The sequence below is a fragment of the Fretibacterium fastidiosum genome (assembly GCF_964642095.1).
GTDB lineage: Bacteria > Synergistota > Synergistia > Synergistales > Aminobacteriaceae > Fretibacterium > Fretibacterium fastidiosum.
In genome coordinates, this window is record NZ_OZ209244.1 from 2,670,967 (window position 1) to 2,690,644 (window position 19,678).

Below are 19,678 nucleotides of genomic sequence, written 5' to 3' on the forward strand. Positions count from 1 at the left end.
GCTCCCTTTTGTCCGTGCTTTACAACTCGCTCCTACGGCGTAGCCGCATCGCAACTCCAACTCACTCGTCAAACGGGGCGGAGGACACGCCCTCCTCCTGAGGGATCGCCTCCGACGCCTCCTCCGCCCCGGTCTCGATGGGAACGGGGGCCGATTCCTCCTCAGCCTCGGCGGCCGATGCAATGCCGCGGAAGGGCTCCGCCCCGGTCCCTGCCGGGATCAGGTGCCCGATAATGACGTTTTCCTTCAGGCCGTGCAGCGGATCGATCTGCCCGCGCACCGCCGCACCCGCCAGGATCTGGGCCGTCTGCTGGAAGGAGGCGGCGCTCAGGAAGCTGTCCGTGGCCAGCGCGGCCTTCGTGATGCCGTGGATAAAGGGTTTGCATTCCGGGCTCTCCCTCAGCTTCCTCACGAAGGTGACCTCACGGATCAGCGGGTACTCGTCCGCCTTGCCCGCCGCCGAACGCACGTAGATATCCGTCGGGCCCGCTGCAGCGAACTCCTTCAGCTTGGCCGCGGAAAGCTCCTTTCCAAACTCCGGCGCCTTCGCGCCGTCCTTCGCGAAAGAGGCGTCCAGCAGTATCTTTCCCCTGAGCTTTTCCGCGAGGAACCTCTCGAACAGGGCCTCCCTGGTCTGCACCTCCGAATCCGTCTCGAGCGCCGATATCTCCCCCTGAGCGAGGCCCTGGATCACGCTGGCATCAACGAACTGCGGCACCTTTTCGATCAGCTTGCCGTCGGCATCCGAAGCGCTCAACAGGTTGCAGCCCCACACCCTGTCGTCCTCCATCAGCGCGGTGCGGAACGTATCCGTCACGTTGATGTGATCCACGTTGTGCCACACCCTGAGCCGCTCCACGTTTTTCTCGGCCGCCAGCGCCGCGGCCTCCGGGGTGAGCTGGGTGTCCATCGGAGCCAGGACCTGGCCGTCGCACACCACGTCCTCCGCAAGCCACGCGGTGCCGGCCTGCTTCTCCAGGAGGTCCCTGTTCCGAACCAGGATGACGTGGGGGTCCCGTGCAGTGATCGTGCGGAGCTCAGCCTTGCCGAGTCGGGTCCCCCTATCCAGCCCCTCCTCGCCGTCCTGAAAGTCCGAGACGAGCTCCAGGCCCTCCATCTGCTTGCGGAAGGCGGCCTCGCCGATGACGACCTCGATGCTGCGCCCCTCGTGGGACAGCGTCAGGGAGGTGAGCATCATGCCCGGCGTCAGGAGCGTGCGGAGCGCGTCCTCGTCCAGGGGCTTGTTCAAAAGCGGCTCCACTTCCTCGCACATCTTCTCGGCGCCGGTCAGCACGTCGCCGGAGAAGATTCGCACGGCCTCCGCAACGTAGCGCTCGTTGTCCTCCCGAATCTCCCTCTCCGCCGCCTCGACCTCGTCCAGCCACACCATGTCCCCCGCCACGAAGGAGGTGTCCCCCTCCTCGAGGACCCGCACCCGATTGAGGGGCGCCACCTTGCGAAGGATCACCTCGATGTGTTTGTTGTTGATGGAGACGCCCTGGGAGTGGTAGACGTACTGGATCTCATCCACCAGCATGCGCTGCACCGCAGAGATGCCGCTGACGTCCAGCAGCTGCTGCGGGTCGATGCTTCCCTCCGTCAGGGGGGTCGTGCGGGTCACCGCCTTCCCCTCCGCGATGTCGTCGCGCAGGTCCTGGGAGGACGGGATCGCGTGCGTGATCTTCTCCGAACCGTCAAGCGTCGAGACGATGACCCGGCGCTTGCCGTCGGCGTTTCGGATCTCCTCGACGACGCCATCCAGGCCCGCCAGCAGCGAGACCTTGCGCGGACGGCGCACCTCGAAGAGCTGCTCGATGCGCGGCAGGCCCTGGGTGATGTCCTCGGCCTGACGAACGCCGCCCGTGTGGAACGTGCGCATCGTGAGCTGCGTCCCCGGCTCGCCGATGGACTGGGCCGCCACGACGCCCACCGCCTCTCCGATCGGGATGAGGTAGCGCGAGGAGAGGTCCAGCCCGTAGCACTTCTGGCAGATCCCGCGCTTCAACCCGCAGGCCAGCGGGCTGCGGACCCAGACCTCCTCGAGGCCCGCGGCGTCGATCGCGCTGGCCTTTTCGTAGGAGATGATCTCCCCCTTGCGGACCAGGACCTCCTGGGTCTCCGGGGCACGGATGTCGTCCAGCGCGGTCCGCCCGGCGATGCGCTCGCTGATGGGGATCATCACCTTCCCCTCGCTCATCAGGGGCCGGATGCAGATCCCCTTGTCCGTGCCGCAGTCGTGCTCCGTGATGATCAGGTCCTGGGCCACGTCCACAAGGCGCCGCGTCAGGTAGCCGGACTTCGCCGTCCTCAGGGCGGTGTCCGCCAGGCCCTTCCGGGCCCCATGGGTGGAGATGAAGTACTCCAGCATGTTCATCCCCTCGCGGAAGTTGGCCGTGATGGGGTAGTCGATCGTCTTTCCGGTCGGGTCCGACATCAGCCCGCGGATGCCGGCCATCTGCCCCATCTGCCCCAGGCTTCCACGGGCGCCGCTCTCCACCATCATGAGGACGGAGTTCCCCGGAACCATGTGTTCGGTGATCTTGTTGGCGATGTCCTTCGTGGCCCTGGCCCAGAGCTCGCCCTTCTGGTCCAGGTACTCGTCGTGGGTCAAAAGCCCCATCTCGTAATTGTCCTTGGCGGCATCGTCCTCGATCTGGGTCGCCTTTGTGATCTCGGCCTTCTCAGGAGGGATGATGATCGATTTGACGCCGAAACTGATGCCGCTCTTCGCCGCCCAACGGTATCCCAGCGCCTTGATAGCGTCCAGCATCTCGACGACCCCCGCCCGATCGATTTTGTCGTAGGCCTCGTCCAGCAAGCTGCCGATCTTCTTCTTGCCCAGCTGGTAGTTCACGTAGCACAGGTCGCGGGCGATGATGCTGTTGAACAGCGCCCGCCCCGGCGACGTCTCGAAGAAGACGCTGGCCCCCTCCGGCGCCGCGACGTCCTCGGCCCTGTCCACGACGATCGCCTCTCCGTCCGGGCCACCGTACTGGTGGCGCCCCATGGGCTGGCGCCTCCACGTCGGGTCCTTCCTCAGCCAGATGCGGGCGTTGATGTGGACCATGCCGTGATCGTGGGCGGACAGCACGTCCTCGATGCTGGAGAAGTGCATCCCCTCGCCCTTCATCCCCGGCTTCATGTCCGTCAGGTAGTAGACGCCGAGGACGATATCCTGCGTCGGCGTCACGACGGGCCGCCCGCTGGCCGGCGAAAGCAGGTTGTTGGCGGAGAGCATCAAAAGTCGTGCCTCCGCCTGAGCCTCCAGGGAGAGGGGGACGTGTACGGCCATCTGGTCTCCGTCGAAGTCCGCGTTGAAAGCCGTGCAGACCATCGGGTGCAGCCGGATGGCCTTTCCCTCCATCAAGACGGGCTCGAAGGCCTGAATGCCCAGGCGGTGAAGGGTCGGCGCACGGTTCAGCATCACGGGATGGTCCTTGATGATCTCCTCCAGGATGCCCCAGATCTCCTCGCGTCCGCGCTCGATGACGCGCTTTGCACTTTTCACGTTCGGCGCGATGCCCCGATCCACCAGCTGACGCACGACAAAGGGCTTGAACAGCTCAAGCGCCATCTGTTTGGGCAGGCCGCACTGATAGATCTTGAGCTGAGGGCCGATGACGATGACGGACCTTCCGGAGTAGTCCACGCGCTTGCCCAGGAGGTTCTGACGGAAGCGTCCCTTCTTGCCCCTCAGGAGGTCCGTCAGGCTCTTCAGGGGGCGGTTGCTGGCCCCCGTCACCGCCTTGCCGATGCGGCCGTTGTCGATCAGGGCGTCCACGCACTCCTGAAGCATCCGCTTCTCGTTGCGGATGATGATCTCCGGCGCGTGGAGCTCCTGCAGCTTCCGAAGGCGGTTGTTGCGGTTGATGACGCGCCGGTAGAGGTCGTTCAGGTCCGACGTCGCGAAGCGTCCGCCGTCGAGCTGCACCAGCGGGCGCAGGTCCGGCGGGATGACGGGCAGGACGTTCAGGATCATGGACTGCGGCTGCGAGGCGCTCTTGCGAAAGTCCTCCGCAACCTGAAGGCGCTTCACCAGCTTGCGCTTCTTCTGCCCGCTGCTCTCGGCGATCTCCTCGCGGAGGGAGGCCGTGAGCAGGTCCAGGTCCAGCCGGTTGACCAGCGTCTGCACGCCGTCCGCGCCGATCCCCGCCTCGAACTTCTTGTCGTATTCGGCACAGAGCAGCTCCTGGCGCTCATAGATGACGTCCGCCTGGCTGAAGGGCGAGTTTCCCGACTCGACCACCAGGTAGCAGGGGTCGTCGACCGTGACGCCGAGGCGCACGGCATTGAAGCGCCTGGGATACCTCTGCTCGAACATGTCCTTCTCGGACTTCGAGAGGATGCTGCCCCTGGAGAAGGGCAGCTTCAAGGCCGCCGTGACGATGAAGGCGTCGCTCCCGGCGACCTTCGCCCTGACGAAGGGAGCCTCGGCCTCCGCGGAGCACTCCTCCATCCTGGACGCGGGGACGATCTCCCCCACGTTCAGGTCCAGCCCTTCGATCGCCTCGATGAGCTCGAAGGCGGGCTCCACCTTGAAGGTGTCGTCCCCGTAGTCCGCCTTGAAGCGTGCCACCTGCTGCGCGGACAGGACGTCCCCCTCGTCGACGGGGACATCGTCCACGCTCTCGAGGGAGAACGCTTCCTCGGCCCGAAACTTGGGGTCGTAGTGCGAGTGGACCTTCAGCTCGCTCTCCGAGATGACGGAGTCCTTGTGCACCAGGTCCGGACGGCTGCCGACGGCCGTGACCTTCCAGGCGTTCTCGGTCTTGCGCGTGGGGGCGAAGTAGACCACCTTCTCCAGGTCCTTCGCGCTGGTCCCCAGGAGCAGGCTGAGGCGGCTCGGAATCCCCCGGAGGTACCAGATGTGCACCACGGGAACGGCCAGCTCGATGTGCCCCATGCGCTCCCGGCGCACGCGGTTGTCGGTCACCTCGACGCCGCACCGGTCGCAGATCACGCCGCGGAACTTCGGTCCGCTGCGCTTGTACTTCCCGCAGGTGCACTCGTAGCTGCGCGTGGGGCCGAAGATCCGCTCGCAGAAGAGCCCGTCCTTCTCAGGGCGCAGCGTGCGGTAGTTGATCGTCTCGGGCTTCTTCACCTCTCCGCTCGATATCTCGCGGATGCGCTCCGGCGTCGCCAGCTTGATCCTGACCCCGACAATTTCCTTTCTGGCCATCCCGTCAGTCCCCTTCTTCCTCATCCGAGATCAGAGATATATCCCCGGCAAGCGAATCGTCCGGATCGTCCTTTGGCATATCCGCATCCTCCTCGAAGATGTCCTGCGCCTTGAAGAGCTCCCCTTCGTCCGGCTCCTCGTCCTCAAGGAAGCCGCTCTCCTGTTCCTGCGCCCCCTGTCCGTCGGCATCTGCCGGGGATTCGTCCTCAAAGGCGTCGGGCAGCATCTCCGGAAGGCCGGGCTCAGGCAGCTTTTCCTCGTCCTCGTCGAGGGGTATGCCGCCGATGGTGCCGTCGTCGTACTCCACCTCCACGTCCAGCCCCAGGCCCTGGAGCTCTTTGACCAGGACGCGGAAGCTCTCGGGCATCCCCGGCTTCACCAGGCTCTGCCCCTTGACGATGCGCTCGTAGGTCTTGTCGCGCCCGCGGATGTCGTCGGACTTCACGGTCAGCATCTCCTGAAGGACGTTCGCGGCGCCGTATCCCTCGAGGGCCCAGACCTCCATCTCCCCGAAGCGCTGGCCTCCGAACTGCGCCTTGCCGCCCAGCGGCTGCTGCGTGATCAGGCTGTAGGGGCCGGTGGAACGCGCGTGGATCTTGTCGTCCACCAGGTGGTTGAGCTTCAGCATGTACATGCAGCCGATCGTGACCTTCTTCTCCATCGGCTCCCCGGTGCGCCCGTCGCGCAGGACGATCATGCCGTCCTCGGTGAGGTCCGGATACTTTTCATCGGCCAGCTCCTTCATGCGCTCGAAGATCTCGGTCTCCTGAGCGCCCTCGAAGACCGGCGTGGCCACGTGCCATCCGTTGTTCACCGCCACAAAGCCCATGATGGTCTCAAGCACCTGTCCGAGGTTCATGCGGCTCGGCACGCCCAGGGGGTTCAGCACGACGTCCACCGGGGTCCCGTCGGGAAGGTAGGGCATGTCCTCGACCGGAAGGATGCGGCTGACCACTCCCTTGTTGCCGTGTCGGCCGGCCATCTTGTCCCCCACGGTGATCTTTCGCCACTGCGCCACGTACACCTTTACGGTGCGGATGATGCCGGCGCTCATAGTATTCGGGGCGTCATTGCGCTCCATGTGCTTTATGGCGACCACCTTGCCGCGGGAGCCGTGAGGAAGCTTCAGGGAGTTGTCGCGCACCTCGCGGGCCTTCTCGCCGAAGATGGCCCGCAGGAGCTTCTCCTCCGGGGTCTGGTCGGACTCCCCCTTGGGCGTCACCTTCCCCACCAGGATGTCCCCCGCGTTGACCTCCGCGCCGATGCGGATGATCCCGGAGTCGTCCAGGTTGCGGAGCATGTCCTCGCCCACGTTGGGGATGTCCCGGGTGATCTCCTCCGGCCCCAGCTTCGTCTCGCGGGCGTCGATCTCGTACTCCTCGATGTGAATGGAGGAGAACTTGTCCTCCTTCACCAGGTTCTCGCTCAGCAGGATGGCGTCCTCGAAGTTGTAGCCCTCCCAGGGGACGAAGGCGACGAGGACGTTCTGGCCCAGAGCCAGCTCCCCGTTCTCGATGGACTGCCCGTCGGCGATGATCTCCCCCTTGTCCACCCGGTCGCCCTTGGCGACGGTCGGTCGCTGGTGGATCACCGTGCCCTGGTTGGAGCGGCGAAACTTGATCAGGGGGTACTTTCTCTCACCCCTCCTGGACCGGATGCGGATCTCGCGGGAGTCGACGTACACCACCTCGCCCGCGTCGACGGCGACCACGCAGGAGCCGGAGTCCCTGGCGACGCGATGCTCGATCCCCGTCCCCACCATGGGGGCCTCGGGCATGATCAGAGGCACGGCCTGCCGCTGCATGTTGGAACCCATCAGCGCCCGGTTGGCGTCGTCGTGCTCCAGGAAGGGGATCAGGGCCGTCGAGGGGGAGACGATCTGCTTGGGGGAGACGTCCATGTAGTTCACCTTCTCCACCGGGATCGTGTCGATGTCGTCCTGGTGCCGCGTCGGGCAGGAGTCCCCCGCAATGGTCACTCCGTCCTCTTCCAGGGGAGTGTTCGCCATCGCCACGTAGTACTGGTCCTCCTCGTCGGCGGAGAGGAATTCGATCTTGTCGGTCAGCTTGCCGTTCGTCACCTTGCGCCGCGGGGTGATGAGGAATCCGTGCTCGTTGAGCCGCGCGTAGGTCGTCAGGGAGGAGACCAGGCCGATGTTGGGACCCTCCGGGGTCTCGATGGGACACACGCGCCCGTAGTGCGTGTAGTGCACGTCACGCGCCTCGAAGCCGGCCCGCTCTCGGCTCAGGCCGCCCGGCCCCAGCGCGGAGAGGCGGCGGCGATGCGTCACCTCCGCCAGGGGGTTCGTCTGGTCCATGAACTGGGACAGCTGGCCCGATCCGTAGAACTCGCGCAGGGCGGCCGCAATGGGACGGACGTTGATCAGATCGGGCGGCGTCACCTTGTTGAGGTCGGGCGTCGTCGTCATTCGCTCGCGCACGATGCGCTCCATGCGGAGCAGTCCGATGCGGATCTGGTTCTGCAGCAGCTCCCCGATGGAGCGAATGCGCCGATTGCCGAGGTGGTCGATATCGTCGCTCTTCTTTCCCTCGGCCCTCATGGCGAACATCTCCCGGATGATCGCCACGATATCGTCCAGCGTGAGGAGCCGAACGTCCTCCGAAAGGTTCATCCCCAGGCGGCGGTTCAGCTTATAGCGCCCGACCCGCCCCAGGGTGTAGCGCCTCGAGTCGAAGAAGAGGCTTCGGATGTAGTCGCGGGCGTTCTCAACGCGCGCCGGCTCGTTGGGGCGCAGGCGGCGAAAGATCTCCTGCATCGCCTCGTCGGGGCTGCGCGTGCCGTCCCTCTCGAGCGTCAGGGCCAGGGACAAGTCCAGCCCGATGACCTCGATCCCGCCGCGTCCGCCGGGGTTCTTGTGGTAGAGCTCGTCCAGAAGTTCGCGGGTGATGGGGCGGCCGCGACGGACGATGGCGGCACCATCCGGCCCCGTCACGTCCTCGGCCGCCAGCTTCCCTCGCATCTCATCGCTGTATTCCATGAAGTAGGGGGCGGCGGCGAACATCGAGAGGATCTCATCGTTGTCGGCGACGCCGAAGGCCTTCAGCAGGAGCGTCACGGGGAGCTTCCGACGGTTGTCGATGTTGACGGAGACGATATCCCCCGAAGCCATGGAAAAGTCCAGCCACGCGCCGCGGTCCGGGATCAGTTTTGCGGAGCAGCTGTCGCTGCCCGGAACGCCGCTGTAGGTGAAGTAGACCCCGGCGGAGCGCGCCAGCTGATTGATGACGACGCGCTCCGTCCCGTTGACGATGAACGTGCCCCGATCCGTCATCACGGGGAACTCGCCGAGGAAGATATCCTTCTCCTTGCTCTCCCCCGTCTTCGTGTTGGTCAGGCCGATCGTGGCGCGAATGGGACGCGACCAGGTCAGGTCCTTCTGCCGGGCCTCCTCCTCGCTGCGCTCCGGAGGGTCGATATAATAGCGCACGAACTCCAGCGAGAACTGCCCATCGTAACTCTCAATGGGAAAAATCTCCTGAAGAAGCTCCTGCAAGCCCTGCGCCCTGCGCGCATCCGGTTCCACGTCGTCCTGATAGAACCACTGATAAGAATCCCTTTGCACCTCTATCATGTCGGGCATATCGATCAGGTCGTGAGCCCGGCCAAAAGTGTAGCGCTGCCGCGTCCTGCTTACCGGAACAAATTCAGGCATCTATTGAAAGACCTCCTTGACAGGCTGGAAAAATACGCCGAATCCCAATGATAACAAAAGGATATAGTCCTGTCAATAGACAAGACCATATCCTTTTAATTTCATGGTGCCCGAGAGAGGACTCGAACCTCCACAGCCTTAGCGACTACTAGAACCTGAATCTAGCGCGTCTACCAATTCCGCCACCCGGGCTTGACAACGAAAAGTATTCTAGCAGGGGTTTCCGCGTTTTGCAAGAGGGAATTTTGCCCCCAAATCCATGGGTTGCGATGGCTTTATCGGGGATCGAGCCCGTCGTTGTAGAGGTTCAGCCGACTCCGATCTTTCACCCGTCCGGTGCGGCAGAAAACGCAAAAAACCTGCCCCTGCCGCACGTTAAAAACTTTGGATTTGGATTGCCCCCGTCCACGCCCCCGGTCCGAGGCGGGTTACTTCAGCTCGGAGAAGTACTTGATCGTGCGCACCATCTGGCTCGTGTAGGAGTTCTCGTTGTCGTACCAGGAGACGACCTGCACCAGCGTGTTGCCGTCCTCCATCGCGATGACCCTCGTCTGGGTGGCGTCGAAGATGGAGCCCGCCGTGCTGTCGATGATGTCGGAGGAGACGATCTCGTCCGTGTTGTACTCGAAGGACTCCGAGGCCTCCTTCTTCATCTGGGCGTTGACCTGGTCGGCCGTGAAGGACCCCTTGATGACCGCGTCCAGGATCGTGGTGGAACCCGTGGCGACGGGCACGCGCTGGGCGGCGCCGTTCAGCTTGCCACTCAGCTCGGGGATCACCAGGCCGATGGCCTTTGCGGCACCGGAGGACGCGGGGACGATGTTCTCCGCTGCGGCCCGGGCGCGGCGCAGGTCGCCCTTGCGGTGGGGACCGTCCAGAACCATCTGATCTCCGGTGTAGGCGTGGACGGTGGTCATGAAGCCGGAGACGATGGGCGAAAGGTCGTTCAGCGCCTTGGCCATGGGGGCCAGGCAGTTCGTGGTGCAGGAGGCTGCGGAGATGATCGTGTCCGACGGCGTGAGCGTCTTGTGGTTGACGTTGAAGACGATCGTGGGCAGGTCGTCGCCTGCGGGGGCGGAGATGACCACCTTGCGTGCGCCGGCCTTGACGTGGGCGCCCGCCTTGTCCTTTGAGGTGTAGAAGCCCGTGCACTCGAGGACCACGTCGATCTTCAGGTCCTTCCACGGCAGGTTCGCGGCGTCCTTCTCCGCATAGATCGTGATCTTCTTGCCGTTGACGGTGATGGAGTTCTCGTCCGCCTCGACGACCCCATGATAGCGGCCGTGCGTCGTATCGTACTTCAGAAGGTGCGCCAGGACCTCGGGGCTCGTCAGGTCGTTGATCGCGACCACCTCATACCCCTCGGCCTGAAACATCTGACGAAAGGCAAGACGCCCAATACGGCCAAAACCATTGATTGCAACTCTCACTGCCATTTTTACTTCCTCCCCTGGCCCTCGGCCCAATCCATTTCAAGCCACAACACATCGTGACCGCCGCAATTTTGTTCGCGCAATTTCAACGCAATTTCATATACATATACTAAAGAAGGGAACCGCCCGCCTCTTCATTATATAACAAAGGACGGCGAAAAGGGCATCGAACCGGACGCTCCTGCGGCTCCCCTACGCCGACAGGGAGAGCAGGTTTCGGTAGATCGGATAGGGCCAGATGTCCGCGGCGATGGTCAGCTCCGCCGCGTCGCTTTGGGCGCGAATGGACTCCATCAGCGGCACGACGCTACCTGCCAGGAAGTCCGCCCGATCCCGCAGCGCCATGCCCGCGAGGCGTCCCTTCATCTCGTGCAGGCGCGCCGCATCCGATATCAGGGCGGCCTTAGTGCGCCCCAAATTGCCAATGTATTCGAGCCACGGGGCGCCCTCCTCGAAGTCCATGCCGTCCAGGGCCGCAAGGGAGCTCCTCTCTAAGACCATCTGCTTCGAGAGCGCCGGCAGGACCCCCTCCCACAACATGTCGTACAGCACCGCCGCCTCGATCTCCAGCCCCCTGGCAAACTCCTCCATGCGTATGTCGTGCAGGACCTCCAGCTCGCGCCCACGGTAGACGCCAAGGTCCTCGAGCATCCGCTTGTTCTCCGGGAGCAGGAGAAGGTCGATCTTCTCCGGCATGGTCTCCGCCTGAAGGAGGCCCCGGCGCTTCGCCTCCGCGTGCCACTCCGGCGAGTAGGCATCCCCCTCGAAGAGGACGTTCTGCCCCTCACGGACGGCCTCCTTGACCGCGTCCAGAGCCACGTCCATCGGGTCCCTCCCATCGACGCTCCTGGCCTCGATCATCCCCGTCAACTGCTCGACGCCCCAGGCCCAGATGGAGGCGAACATCGTGATGGGCAGAGCGATGGACTGCGACGCCCCCGGAGAGCGGAACTCGAACTTGTTCCCCGTAAAGGCCACGGGCGAGGTCCTGTTCCTGTCGTTGTCGAAGGGGATGATGGAGGGCAGCTTCATCAGTCCAAGGTCCATCAGGCCCCTCTCCGGCAGCGAGGCGTCCGCCTGGTTCAGCCGCTTCAAGAGGTCCGTCAAGGCGGAGCCAAGGTAGACGCTCGTGATGGACGGAGGCGCCTCGTGCCCCCCGAGGCGAAAGAGGTTGCCCGCCGTGGCCGCGGTCGCCTGGAGCAGGATATGGAACTTCGAGATGCCCAGCACGGCCGCGGCCAGGAACGAGAGGAAGACGACGTTGCGGCGCTGTCCGCTCGACGGTGTCAGGAGGTTGCGCCCCTCGCTGTCCATCAGGGAGAGGTTGACGTGTTTTCCGCTGCCGTTCATCCCATGGAAGGGCTTCTCGTGAAAGAGCAGCCGCAGCTCGTGCTGGCGCGCCAGCTTTCTCATCGTCTCCATCAAGATCTGATTCTGGTCGCAGGCCGTGTTCGCATCGGAGAAGAGGTGGGCGAACTCGAACTGGCACCGGGCCGCCTCGTTGTGCCGCGTTATGATGGAGACGCCGATGCGCGCCAAATCGCGCTCCACGTCCTCCATGTAGCTCAGGACCCGAGGGGGGATCGACCCCATGTAGTGATGGTCCAGCTTCTGATCCTTGGCCGGCTGGGCGCCGAGCAGGGTGCGCCCGCAGAAGCGGATGTCCGGCCGCATCTGGGCGCGCGGACGATCCAGGAGGAAGAACTCCTGCTCCGCGCCTGCCGTCACCCTCACGCTGCGAACCCCCCGCTGCCCAAAGAGCTTGAGCAGCTTCAGCGACCGCGTCTCCAGGGCGTCCAGCGCGCGCAGGAGGGGGGTCTTAAAGTCGAGAGGCGTCCCGTCGAAGGAGAGGAAGACGCAGGGGATGCAGAGCGTCCCCCCCTTGGGGGACTTCACGATAAAGGCGGGGCTGCTGATGTCCCACGCGCTGTATCCGCGCGCCTCAAACGTCGAGCGCGTCCCCGCCGACGGGAAGGATGAGGCGTCCGGCTCCCCCTGAATCAGGTCGTGCCCGCAAAACACGTCAACGGGCATCCCATCGGCACCCCCCAGGGTGAAGGCCATGTGCTTCTCCGCCGTCATCTCCGTCTGGGGCTGAAACCAGTGGGTCCAGTGGGTCGCTCCCTGCGCGATGGCCCAGTCGCGCATCGCCATCGCCACCACGTCCGCCGCAGCGGCATCCAGCCGCTGCCTTCCCTCCATCGCAGCGACCACCTGCTCATAGACCCCCGAAGTCAGCTTCTCCTTCATCACCCTGCGATCGAAGACCATGGACCCGTAGATCTCCCGAACCGTCGGATACTCGCGCGCCCTCTCCACCATACCCACCTCCGGAATGAATTCTTAAGCGGATGAAAAGCGTTTTTTGTCGCTTAAGATTGAGAGAGTATAGGCTTAAATCCGAAAAAGGTCAACGTTAAGCATGGCGAAAGGTCGCTGTACGCCATCGCAGGGTGCGGCGTCGTTTTTCATCTCCCGCCCGGCGCCCCCTCGGGCAGGACGATCCGCCCGTCAACGGCCCCTCCGACCGCAAAATCGAGGGACGCGCTCTTTCCGAAACGGCTCGTGAGGTACACGGGACCGGAACCCGCCCGCTTCGGGATTGATATCTCCAAAAAATCGGCGGCTCCATTGGCGTTGTCCACCGTCGCGACGTCCCCCGCAAACACGACCTGCAGGGCCTCGTCCAGGTTCTCTCCCCACACGCGCAGCCTATCCGTCCCAACGCGCTCGATGGAGTGCAGGACCGGCACGCGGGAGCGAAGCCCCCGGAGCTCCACGCCGTAGACCCTGCGCCCTCCGATCGACAGGGAAACGCCCCAGGCCCCCTCGGAGACCTCGTCCGGGCAAAGAAAAACGGCCCTGTCGCCGCCCAGAAGGCGCGGCCTCACGTTCAGAGGATCGGAGCGTTCCTTCAGCGATTCGCGCAGTATGATCCACGTGTCTTCCGCGCTGGCCTCGTTCAGGGCCTTGCACCGCACCTCGATCTCCTCTCCCGGCGCGATGACGTCCGGGACTTTCCGAACCCGGTTGAAGAACGACACGCGCGGCATCCGGCGCTCGTCCCACAGCTCCATCGGCTCCAGGCGGTCGGGGTCGTTCACATCCAGAAGGCCGTCCTGGTCGTCGTCCCTGTCCTTGTAATCAAAAATCCCATCCCCGTCCGTGTCCACGGGCACTCTGCCCCTGAAAACCCCCTCCACCCTGTCCGGTATCCCGTTCCCGTCGCTGTCCGTGTCCAGAAAGTTGGGGATGCCGTCGCCGTCCGTATCGTTGCGGGGAAAAAATTGCTCGAAGGGCAGGTTGAACGCCTCGATCCTGTCGAAGGGGTAGTATTCGATGTAATCCGGGATGCCGTCGCCGTCCGCGTCGGAGTTCCGGTCCAGCCACACGGCGCCCTTCCGGGAGTTGCCGGGATTGACCGCCTCCTGCCAGACGGAGTCGGAAAAGGTGCCGGCCCTGCGGTACGGCTCGAGGCGGCGCAGGACGGTCAGCAGCTCCAGGAGGTCGGGCAGGCTGTCGTCGTCCGTGTCCTCGTCGCCCCTGTCCATGCCCAGAACGTCGTGCAACTCGTCCGGGATGCCGTCGGCGTACTCGTCCTCGAAGATCAGCGCGCGGTACTGCCACGTTCGGGCTGACTCCGCCATCGTCGTTATGGTGAACCAGTAGACCCCGGCCCGGGGGATGCTGCACTGGGCCCAGGTGTGGTCGTCAGCCAGGAGGGTCGGGAGGTTGAACACGAACCGGGGCTCCGCGTTCTTTCCCGTCTCGACGCCCATGATGGGATTCATGAGCGGCGTGTGGGAGACCAGGATCGAATAGGCCCCCGCCTTGTCGAAGCGGACCGCGAAACAGTCGCTGTCCCAGCCGCCGCGGTTGTCCAGCACCCCCGAGAGCGCGGCGGGCATCACGGCGGGAGCGTCCTTGAACTCTGCGGTGTCGATGCCGCTGTTCGAAGCACAACCCGTCTCGCTCTCGGCGTACTCCGGATAGGCCCCCTGTGCCGGGTCGAGCGGAGAGGCGTCCCAGACGTCGGGCACTCCGTCGCCGTCCGTGTCGCTTTTCAGGACCTTCGACGGGGTCGGGTCGGGAAGTAGAGGGGTCGAAGGCTCGGCGCTCGAGCCGGGGTCCTGCAGATCGGGCGAGGGCGCCGGAAGCGCAGGGGCGGGAGAGGGGGCCGGAGACGTTCGATGTGCGAACTTGTCGAAAGTTCTTCCGCAGCCTCCCAGGGAGAAGCGCAACCAGAATAAGAGTACGCACAAAAAGACCGCGCAGAGAAAACGCCTTTTCATCAACCTCGTCCTCCAATCAGTCGGTCGTCCTTTGCCCCGATGGGGCATTCCGTCGTTATCCCCCCTCCCGAATTATACCGGACGAGGGGCTGCCGAAGCAGCCCCTCGTCCGTCGTGCCAATCTACCGATCGTGGACAAACCGTCCTGGCATCAGAGCCCGAAGTCGCTGAGACAGGAGCGCCGCCGCAAAACAGGAAAGGAGATCGCCCGGCAGGGGCAACACGAGAAAGGACCAGAAGAGCGCAGGGACCGTGAGCTCCCGCCCGATGTAATAGCGGGCGACGAGGTAGTACCACGTGGCGCCGACAATATAGATCAGCGCTATCGCCACGGCGCCGGCCAGCGTCTCGCGCCAGAGCCCCCGCCCCCAGAGCCGGACGGCACGCCCCGCCACCCAGGCCCCGGCGATGAAGCTCAGGATGTAGCCAAACGTCGGGTTCAGGAGGTATCCGATGCCGCCTCCGGCGGCAAAGACGGGGAGCCCCATCAGCCCCGCTGCGGCGTATATCCCCGCGGCGACGGCGCCGAGCTTCTCCCCCAGGACCAGCCCGGCCAGGACGACGAACAGCGTTTGAAGCGTCAGCGGCAGGAGCGGCGTCGGTATCTTGACGAACGTTCCCACAGCGATCAGAGCCGCAAAGAGCGCGCAGGACACCAGGTCCCGGACGCTCGCCTTTCCCTTCACTGCCTGAGACAAAGGACTTTCCTCCTCATTATATTACAACTATGAATGGCTATGATGACTGCGCCCCGTCAAACGGACGCACCTCATAGACCTCCCCGGAGCGCAGGGACCTGCGCGCTCCGTCCTCGTCCTCCACCACCAATCCCCCAAGCTCATCCACGTCCACCGCGCGGCCGAGGCAGCCCCTCCCGTCCTGCATCCACCGCACCCTCCGCCCCAGAAGCAGAGAGCGCTCCCGGTAGGCCCGAAGCAGCTCCGGGTCCTCAAGCCTCGTCGAAAAGTCCATGAGGCGCTCCGCGATCCTCGCTGCGAGCTGGTTGCGGCTTACCCCCTCCGGGAAGATGGACCCCGCCCGATCGTTGAGGTCCCGACCGAAGTCCCGTGTGGTCACGTTGAGCCCGATGCCGACCACCACGTTCTCGACGGTCCCACTCTCGACGTCGCTCACCGCCTCGCTCAGGATGCCGCAGACCTTGCGCTCCACGCCGTCCCGGCCGTGCAGGTACACGTCGTTCACCCACTTGACCAGGGGACGAAGGGGAGTCAGCTCCTCGACGGCAAGGCAGACCGCCGTCCCCGCCGCGATGGTGATCATCTGAAAGCGCTCCATGGAGCTCGATGGACGCAGGAGGAGCGTCATGTACAACCCCGTCCCCGCCGGGGAGAGGAAGGAACGCCCCCTGCGTCCCCTGCCCACCGTCTGCTGGTTCGCCGCGATCAGCGTCCCGCTCTCCGCACCTGCAAGGGCCAGGCGCTTCGCATGGGTGTTTGTGGAGTCCACCGTGTCGAGGCAGACGACCCGTCGGACCCCGCACGCCTCGGAAAGGTGCGAGCGAATCCCCTCCTCCGTCAGCACGTCACTTTCGCGCTCAAGCAGGTAGCCCCTACGGGGGGCGGAGCCCACGAGGTGCCCTTCCGCCCGAAGCGAAGCCACCGCCTTGCAGACCGCAGCGCGGGAGACGCCCAGAGCCTGAGCCATCGCCTCCCCCGATATTGCCGTGCCGCGACGCTCCTCCAACATCCTCAGCACGTCGCTCTTGATCATCCCGCTCACCTCCCCTACTGCTTATAGATATACCACAGGGCCGCAAAAATGTAAACTTATATAAATCAAAAAGTTTACATAATGCCCTGCCGCCCCGTCGTCTTCCGTCAGGACTCATACCAATTCGCGTTTAATTATGGATTGCCTCCCCTGAAAGGGGAGGTGGTTCGCGTCAGCGAACCGGAGGGGTTGTTTCTCAGGTTCAACACCTCCCAGCCCCTTCGGGGCAGCCTCCTTGCAGGGGGGCCTTTCTTGCCCTTTAGACGCAAATTGGTGTCACGCCAAAAGGAAAACGAAACGAGGGACGCACTCGGCAGGCGCACAACAAAAAAAAGCGGCTGGCCCCCGCGTCAGGGGCCAGCCGCTGTAAGTGGTACTTTCGCCAAAGGGCTTGCTTTCGCCTCCCCTGAAATGGGGAGGTGCCGAACGAAGTGAGGCGGAGGGGTTCGGCCAGACGACCGGCCTCACGCAAGCCGATCTTTCGGGAGGATTGCGGCGGCCGGTCGGTCGGCTGTGCCGAAGCAAGGCAATGGATTGCCTTGTGGAGGCGTTAGCGGGGAATGTGAATGTCAGACAGGCGCGTCTTATGAAACACTCGCTGCCCCTACCCCCCTACGGGGCAGGCCCCCTTAGGGGGCCAACGATCAGTTGTCCATCCCCCGCCTCAGCGCCGCAATCTCGCCACAGGACAGGCCGGTGAAGTCGGCAACCTGTTCGGGCGAGACGCCCCGGTCCAGCATCCGCTGCGCCGTGGCGGCGATACCTTTGGCCTCACCCTCGGCGATGCCTTCAGCCTTACCCCTGGCCTCTCCCCTGGCCTCACCCTCGGCAAGCCCTTCGGCCCTGGCAGCCCGGCGGATCGTCTCCTCGATCGTCAGATCGTCCACCATCGCTTTGTAGCTCAGAATGTAGCGCAGACGTTCTTCGTGGTTCTGCAAAAACAGCCTCTCCAAATCCAGTGCCTCGCCGATCATCGGGTCCTGCACCATCGCCTCAGGCATCTTCTTCGCCTCCATTCCCGCAAGATACATCAGCCAGTACTCCAGACGGTTCCGTGGCGTCCCCTGACGGATGTACTTCGGCACCTCCAGGTAGACCAGCCTCAAATCCTCGCACAGCCTCTCCCCCGTCTCCTCGTCGCACAGGCTGAACGCCCGGCGGAAACGATCTCCCGCAAACAGGCTGAACGCCAGAATGTGGATCGAGATCGTCTTTTTCAGGTCCAGGTAGGAATCGCCAGCCCTCAACTGAGAGGCGTGCAACGCGCTCAGGTAATAAGTGGAGCGCTGGGGGTAGTCGTTTCGGTTCCTCACCTGCACCTCGACCTCCACCTGCGTGCCGTCCGCCATGCAGGCCACGATATCGAGGTAGACACTCTTTCCAGCCTCCCGAGTGGCGGAGAGCTCTCGATCGGCGTACTCCAGGCCCGTGAAGCCCGCACTCTCGTCCGGGAACACGAGGGAGTTCACGAGGTCCAGAAACAGGTGCTTACGCTCCTCGCGGCCAAACAAAAACTTGAAGAATCGGTCGTTGAGGCGGTAGATTTTTCCCCGCGCCAGGTCCGCCTCGATTTGCCCTTCCGTCACAGGCCCCGACGCCGGACCGATCAGCCCACCGTCGCGCTCCCGCTCTGCGTCCTTCATGTCCCCGCCTCCTCGCTAAACGTCCTCTCACTGCCTGACTTTATTATACAATTTGCCCGTTGCGTTCTTTGCCTCCCCTGCAAGGGGAGGTGGTTCGCGCCAGCGAACCGGAGGGGTTCGGCCAGACGACACGACTTACGGACGCCGACAGGCGGCCGGCGTCGTGTCGGTCGGCTGAGGGCGAAGGAAGTCCGGGGGACTTCCGCAGCTCGGCCAGACGACACGACTTACGGACGCCGACAGGCGGCCGGCGTCGTGTCGGTCGGCTGTGCCGAAGCAAGGCAATGGATTGCCTTGTGGAGGCGTTGGCGGGGAATGTCAGACAGGCGCGTCTTATGAAAAACACTCGCTGCTCCTACACCCCCCTTCGGGGAGCCTTCGGGGAGCTTTCCGGCTGCCGTTCGCTACCGCTCACGGGCCGTCAGTCCCAGCCCCTCCGCGGCCAAAACAACCCCCCAGCCCCTACGGGGCAGCCCCCCTTCCAGGGGGGCCTAACAACGCGCTTCTTCTTTTCGCCTCCCCTGAAAGGGGAGGTGCCGAACGAAGTGAGGCGGAGGGGTTGTGTTTGAAGTGGTGCGTTCAGTTGTCCGTCCCCCGCCGCAGCGCCTCGACCTCGTCAAGGGATAGCCCGGTGAAGTCGGCCACCTGTTCGGACGGAACACCCCGGGCCAGCATCCGCTGCGCCGTGGAGGCGATGCCCTTCGCCTCCCCCAAGGCCTCGCCCTCGGCAAGCCCCTCGGCAAGGCCCTCGGCAAGGCCCTTTGCCCGGCCCTTCGCCATGCCCTTCGTCATGCCCTTCGCTTCCGCCTTTCGCTCTGCCAGCCTGAACGTGTTGTGGTAGTCCGTCTCCTCCCGCTCGTGCATTCGGTACAACGCAAGGTTCCCAGGCGTACGGAAAAACAACCGCTCTCCACGCCTCAGACGCTCGATCCCGGCGTCCCGCTCCGCAAGACGTTCCATCTCCGCTTCCCCTCCTATTCGTCCAAGGTACCGCAACAGACGTTCCAACCCCGTCTCCGCCCCTCGCTCCATCCCACCCGACTCGTACAGTCGACGCAGCTTCCCCAGCTCAAAAAATTGAAACTCCAACAGGTCGCTGCGGCAACGGTGGTCCTCCACGTCCAGAATGCGGTGCACGGAGCGCCACTTCAGCGATCGCTCCTTGAAAAGACCGTGCTTCAGAATCGACACGAACACCACGGGCCGCAGGCAATCGTAACCCTCCCCGCGCGACAGCTGGTCGCTCAGGCTGCACGCCGCGTAGTACGTCACACGCTCAAAAAAATTCTCCTCGTTCGCAAGCTGGACCTCGACGTGAAAGATTCGTCCGTCCCGGGAACGAGCCAGAACGTCCAGAAACGACGTGTGCCCGCCGAACCGCGGCGGGTCGCTCTCCCGGTCCAGACACTCCACGCCCGACACCCTCCGCTTCGGCCCCAGAACGTCGTTCAGCAGGCGAAGAAGGTTCGCCCGGTTCTCCTTCGCCGCAAACAGGTACTTGAAAAGGATGTCGTTCAGCGGGTTCACAGGGAACGTCCGCACCTCGGCTCCATCCTCCGCCATGCCTCCCTCACCCCTTTCGCCGTCCCGACCATAGCACACCCCGCCGCAAAAGGCAAGAAAAACAACCCGTAGGGAGACCGGGGTCGCTTCTCGCGCCAAAACAACCCCTCAGTCTCGCCCCTACGGGGCTCGCCAGCTCCCCTTCCAGGGGAGCCTAATAAAAC

General features: G+C 64.2%; 9 protein-coding genes and 1 tRNA gene. All 10 read right to left on the reverse strand.

Annotated features, from left to right (window positions below; genetic code table 11):
• Positions 1-61: 61 nt before the first annotated feature.
• Entirely contained in the window at positions 62-5,179 is a 5,118-nt protein-coding gene (gene rpoC / locus ACK28C_RS11995) for a DNA-directed RNA polymerase subunit beta' (protein WP_015557158.1), read from the reverse strand.
• 4 nt (positions 5,180-5,183) lie between these two features.
• Entirely contained in the window at positions 5,184-8,852 is a 3,669-nt protein-coding gene (rpoB, locus tag ACK28C_RS12000) for a DNA-directed RNA polymerase subunit beta (RefSeq protein WP_015557157.1), read from the reverse strand.
• 104 nt (positions 8,853-8,956) lie between these two features.
• Positions 8,957-9,044 (reverse strand) — tRNA-Leu (locus ACK28C_RS12005).
• Between the two features lie 236 nt (positions 9,045-9,280).
• Entirely contained in the window at positions 9,281-10,288 is a 1,008-nt protein-coding gene (gene gap / locus ACK28C_RS12010) for a type I glyceraldehyde-3-phosphate dehydrogenase (RefSeq protein ID WP_208873872.1), read from the reverse strand.
• 189 nt (positions 10,289-10,477) lie between these two features.
• A complete protein-coding gene (locus ACK28C_RS12015) occupies positions 10,478-12,607 on the reverse strand; it encodes a glutamine synthetase III (RefSeq protein ID WP_015557155.1) in 2,130 nt (709 codons plus the stop codon).
• Positions 12,608-12,753: 146 nt separating this feature from the next.
• Positions 12,754-14,577 carry a hypothetical protein gene (locus ACK28C_RS12020; RefSeq protein ID WP_208873871.1) on the reverse strand — a complete coding sequence of 608 codons (1,824 nt, stop codon included), beginning with the start codon at positions 14,575-14,577 and terminating at the stop codon, positions 12,754-12,756.
• 122 nt (positions 14,578-14,699) lie between these two features.
• Positions 14,700-15,275: a biotin transporter BioY gene (locus tag ACK28C_RS12025; protein ID WP_208873870.1), complete on the reverse strand. Its 576-nt coding sequence runs from the start codon at positions 15,273-15,275 to the stop codon at positions 14,700-14,702.
• A gap of 37 nt (positions 15,276-15,312) precedes the next feature.
• Positions 15,313-16,308 carry a biotin--[acetyl-CoA-carboxylase] ligase gene (locus ACK28C_RS12030; protein WP_015557154.1) on the reverse strand — a complete coding sequence of 332 codons (996 nt, stop codon included), beginning with the start codon at positions 16,306-16,308 and terminating at the stop codon, positions 15,313-15,315.
• Positions 16,309-16,952: 644 nt separating this feature from the next.
• Positions 16,953-17,951: an Rpn family recombination-promoting nuclease/putative transposase gene (locus ACK28C_RS12035; protein WP_409152243.1), complete on the reverse strand. Its 999-nt coding sequence runs from the start codon at positions 17,949-17,951 to the stop codon at positions 16,953-16,955.
• Between the two features lie 579 nt (positions 17,952-18,530).
• Positions 18,531-19,514 carry an Rpn family recombination-promoting nuclease/putative transposase gene (locus ACK28C_RS12040; RefSeq protein ID WP_409152244.1) on the reverse strand — a complete coding sequence of 328 codons (984 nt, stop codon included), beginning with the start codon at positions 19,512-19,514 and terminating at the stop codon, positions 18,531-18,533.
• Positions 19,515-19,678 lie beyond the last annotated feature (164 nt).

Excerpts from the sequence above, each read along its gene's own strand:
- rpoC (WP_015557158.1), bottom strand. The coding sequence starts at position 5,179 with ATGGCCAGAAAGGAAATTGTCGGGGTCAGGATCAAGCTGGCGACGCCG.
- rpoB (WP_015557157.1), bottom strand. The coding sequence starts at position 8,852 with ATGCCTGAATTTGTTCCGGTAAGCAGGACGCGGCAGCGCTACACTTTT.
- gap (WP_208873872.1), bottom strand. The coding sequence starts at position 10,288 with ATGGCAGTGAGAGTTGCAATCAATGGTTTTGGCCGTATTGGGCGTCTT.
- ACK28C_RS12015 (WP_015557155.1), bottom strand. The coding sequence starts at position 12,607 with ATGGTGGAGAGGGCGCGCGAGTATCCGACGGTTCGGGAGATCTACGGG.
- ACK28C_RS12020 (WP_208873871.1), bottom strand. The coding sequence starts at position 14,577 with ATGAAAAGGCGTTTTCTCTGCGCGGTCTTTTTGTGCGTACTCTTATTC.
- ACK28C_RS12030 (WP_015557154.1), bottom strand. The coding sequence starts at position 16,308 with ATGATCAAGAGCGACGTGCTGAGGATGTTGGAGGAGCGTCGCGGCACG.
- ACK28C_RS12035 (WP_409152243.1), bottom strand. The coding sequence starts at position 17,951 with ATGAAGGACGCAGAGCGGGAGCGCGACGGTGGGCTGATCGGTCCGGCG.
- ACK28C_RS12040 (WP_409152244.1), bottom strand. The coding sequence starts at position 19,514 with ATGGCGGAGGATGGAGCCGAGGTGCGGACGTTCCCTGTGAACCCGCTG.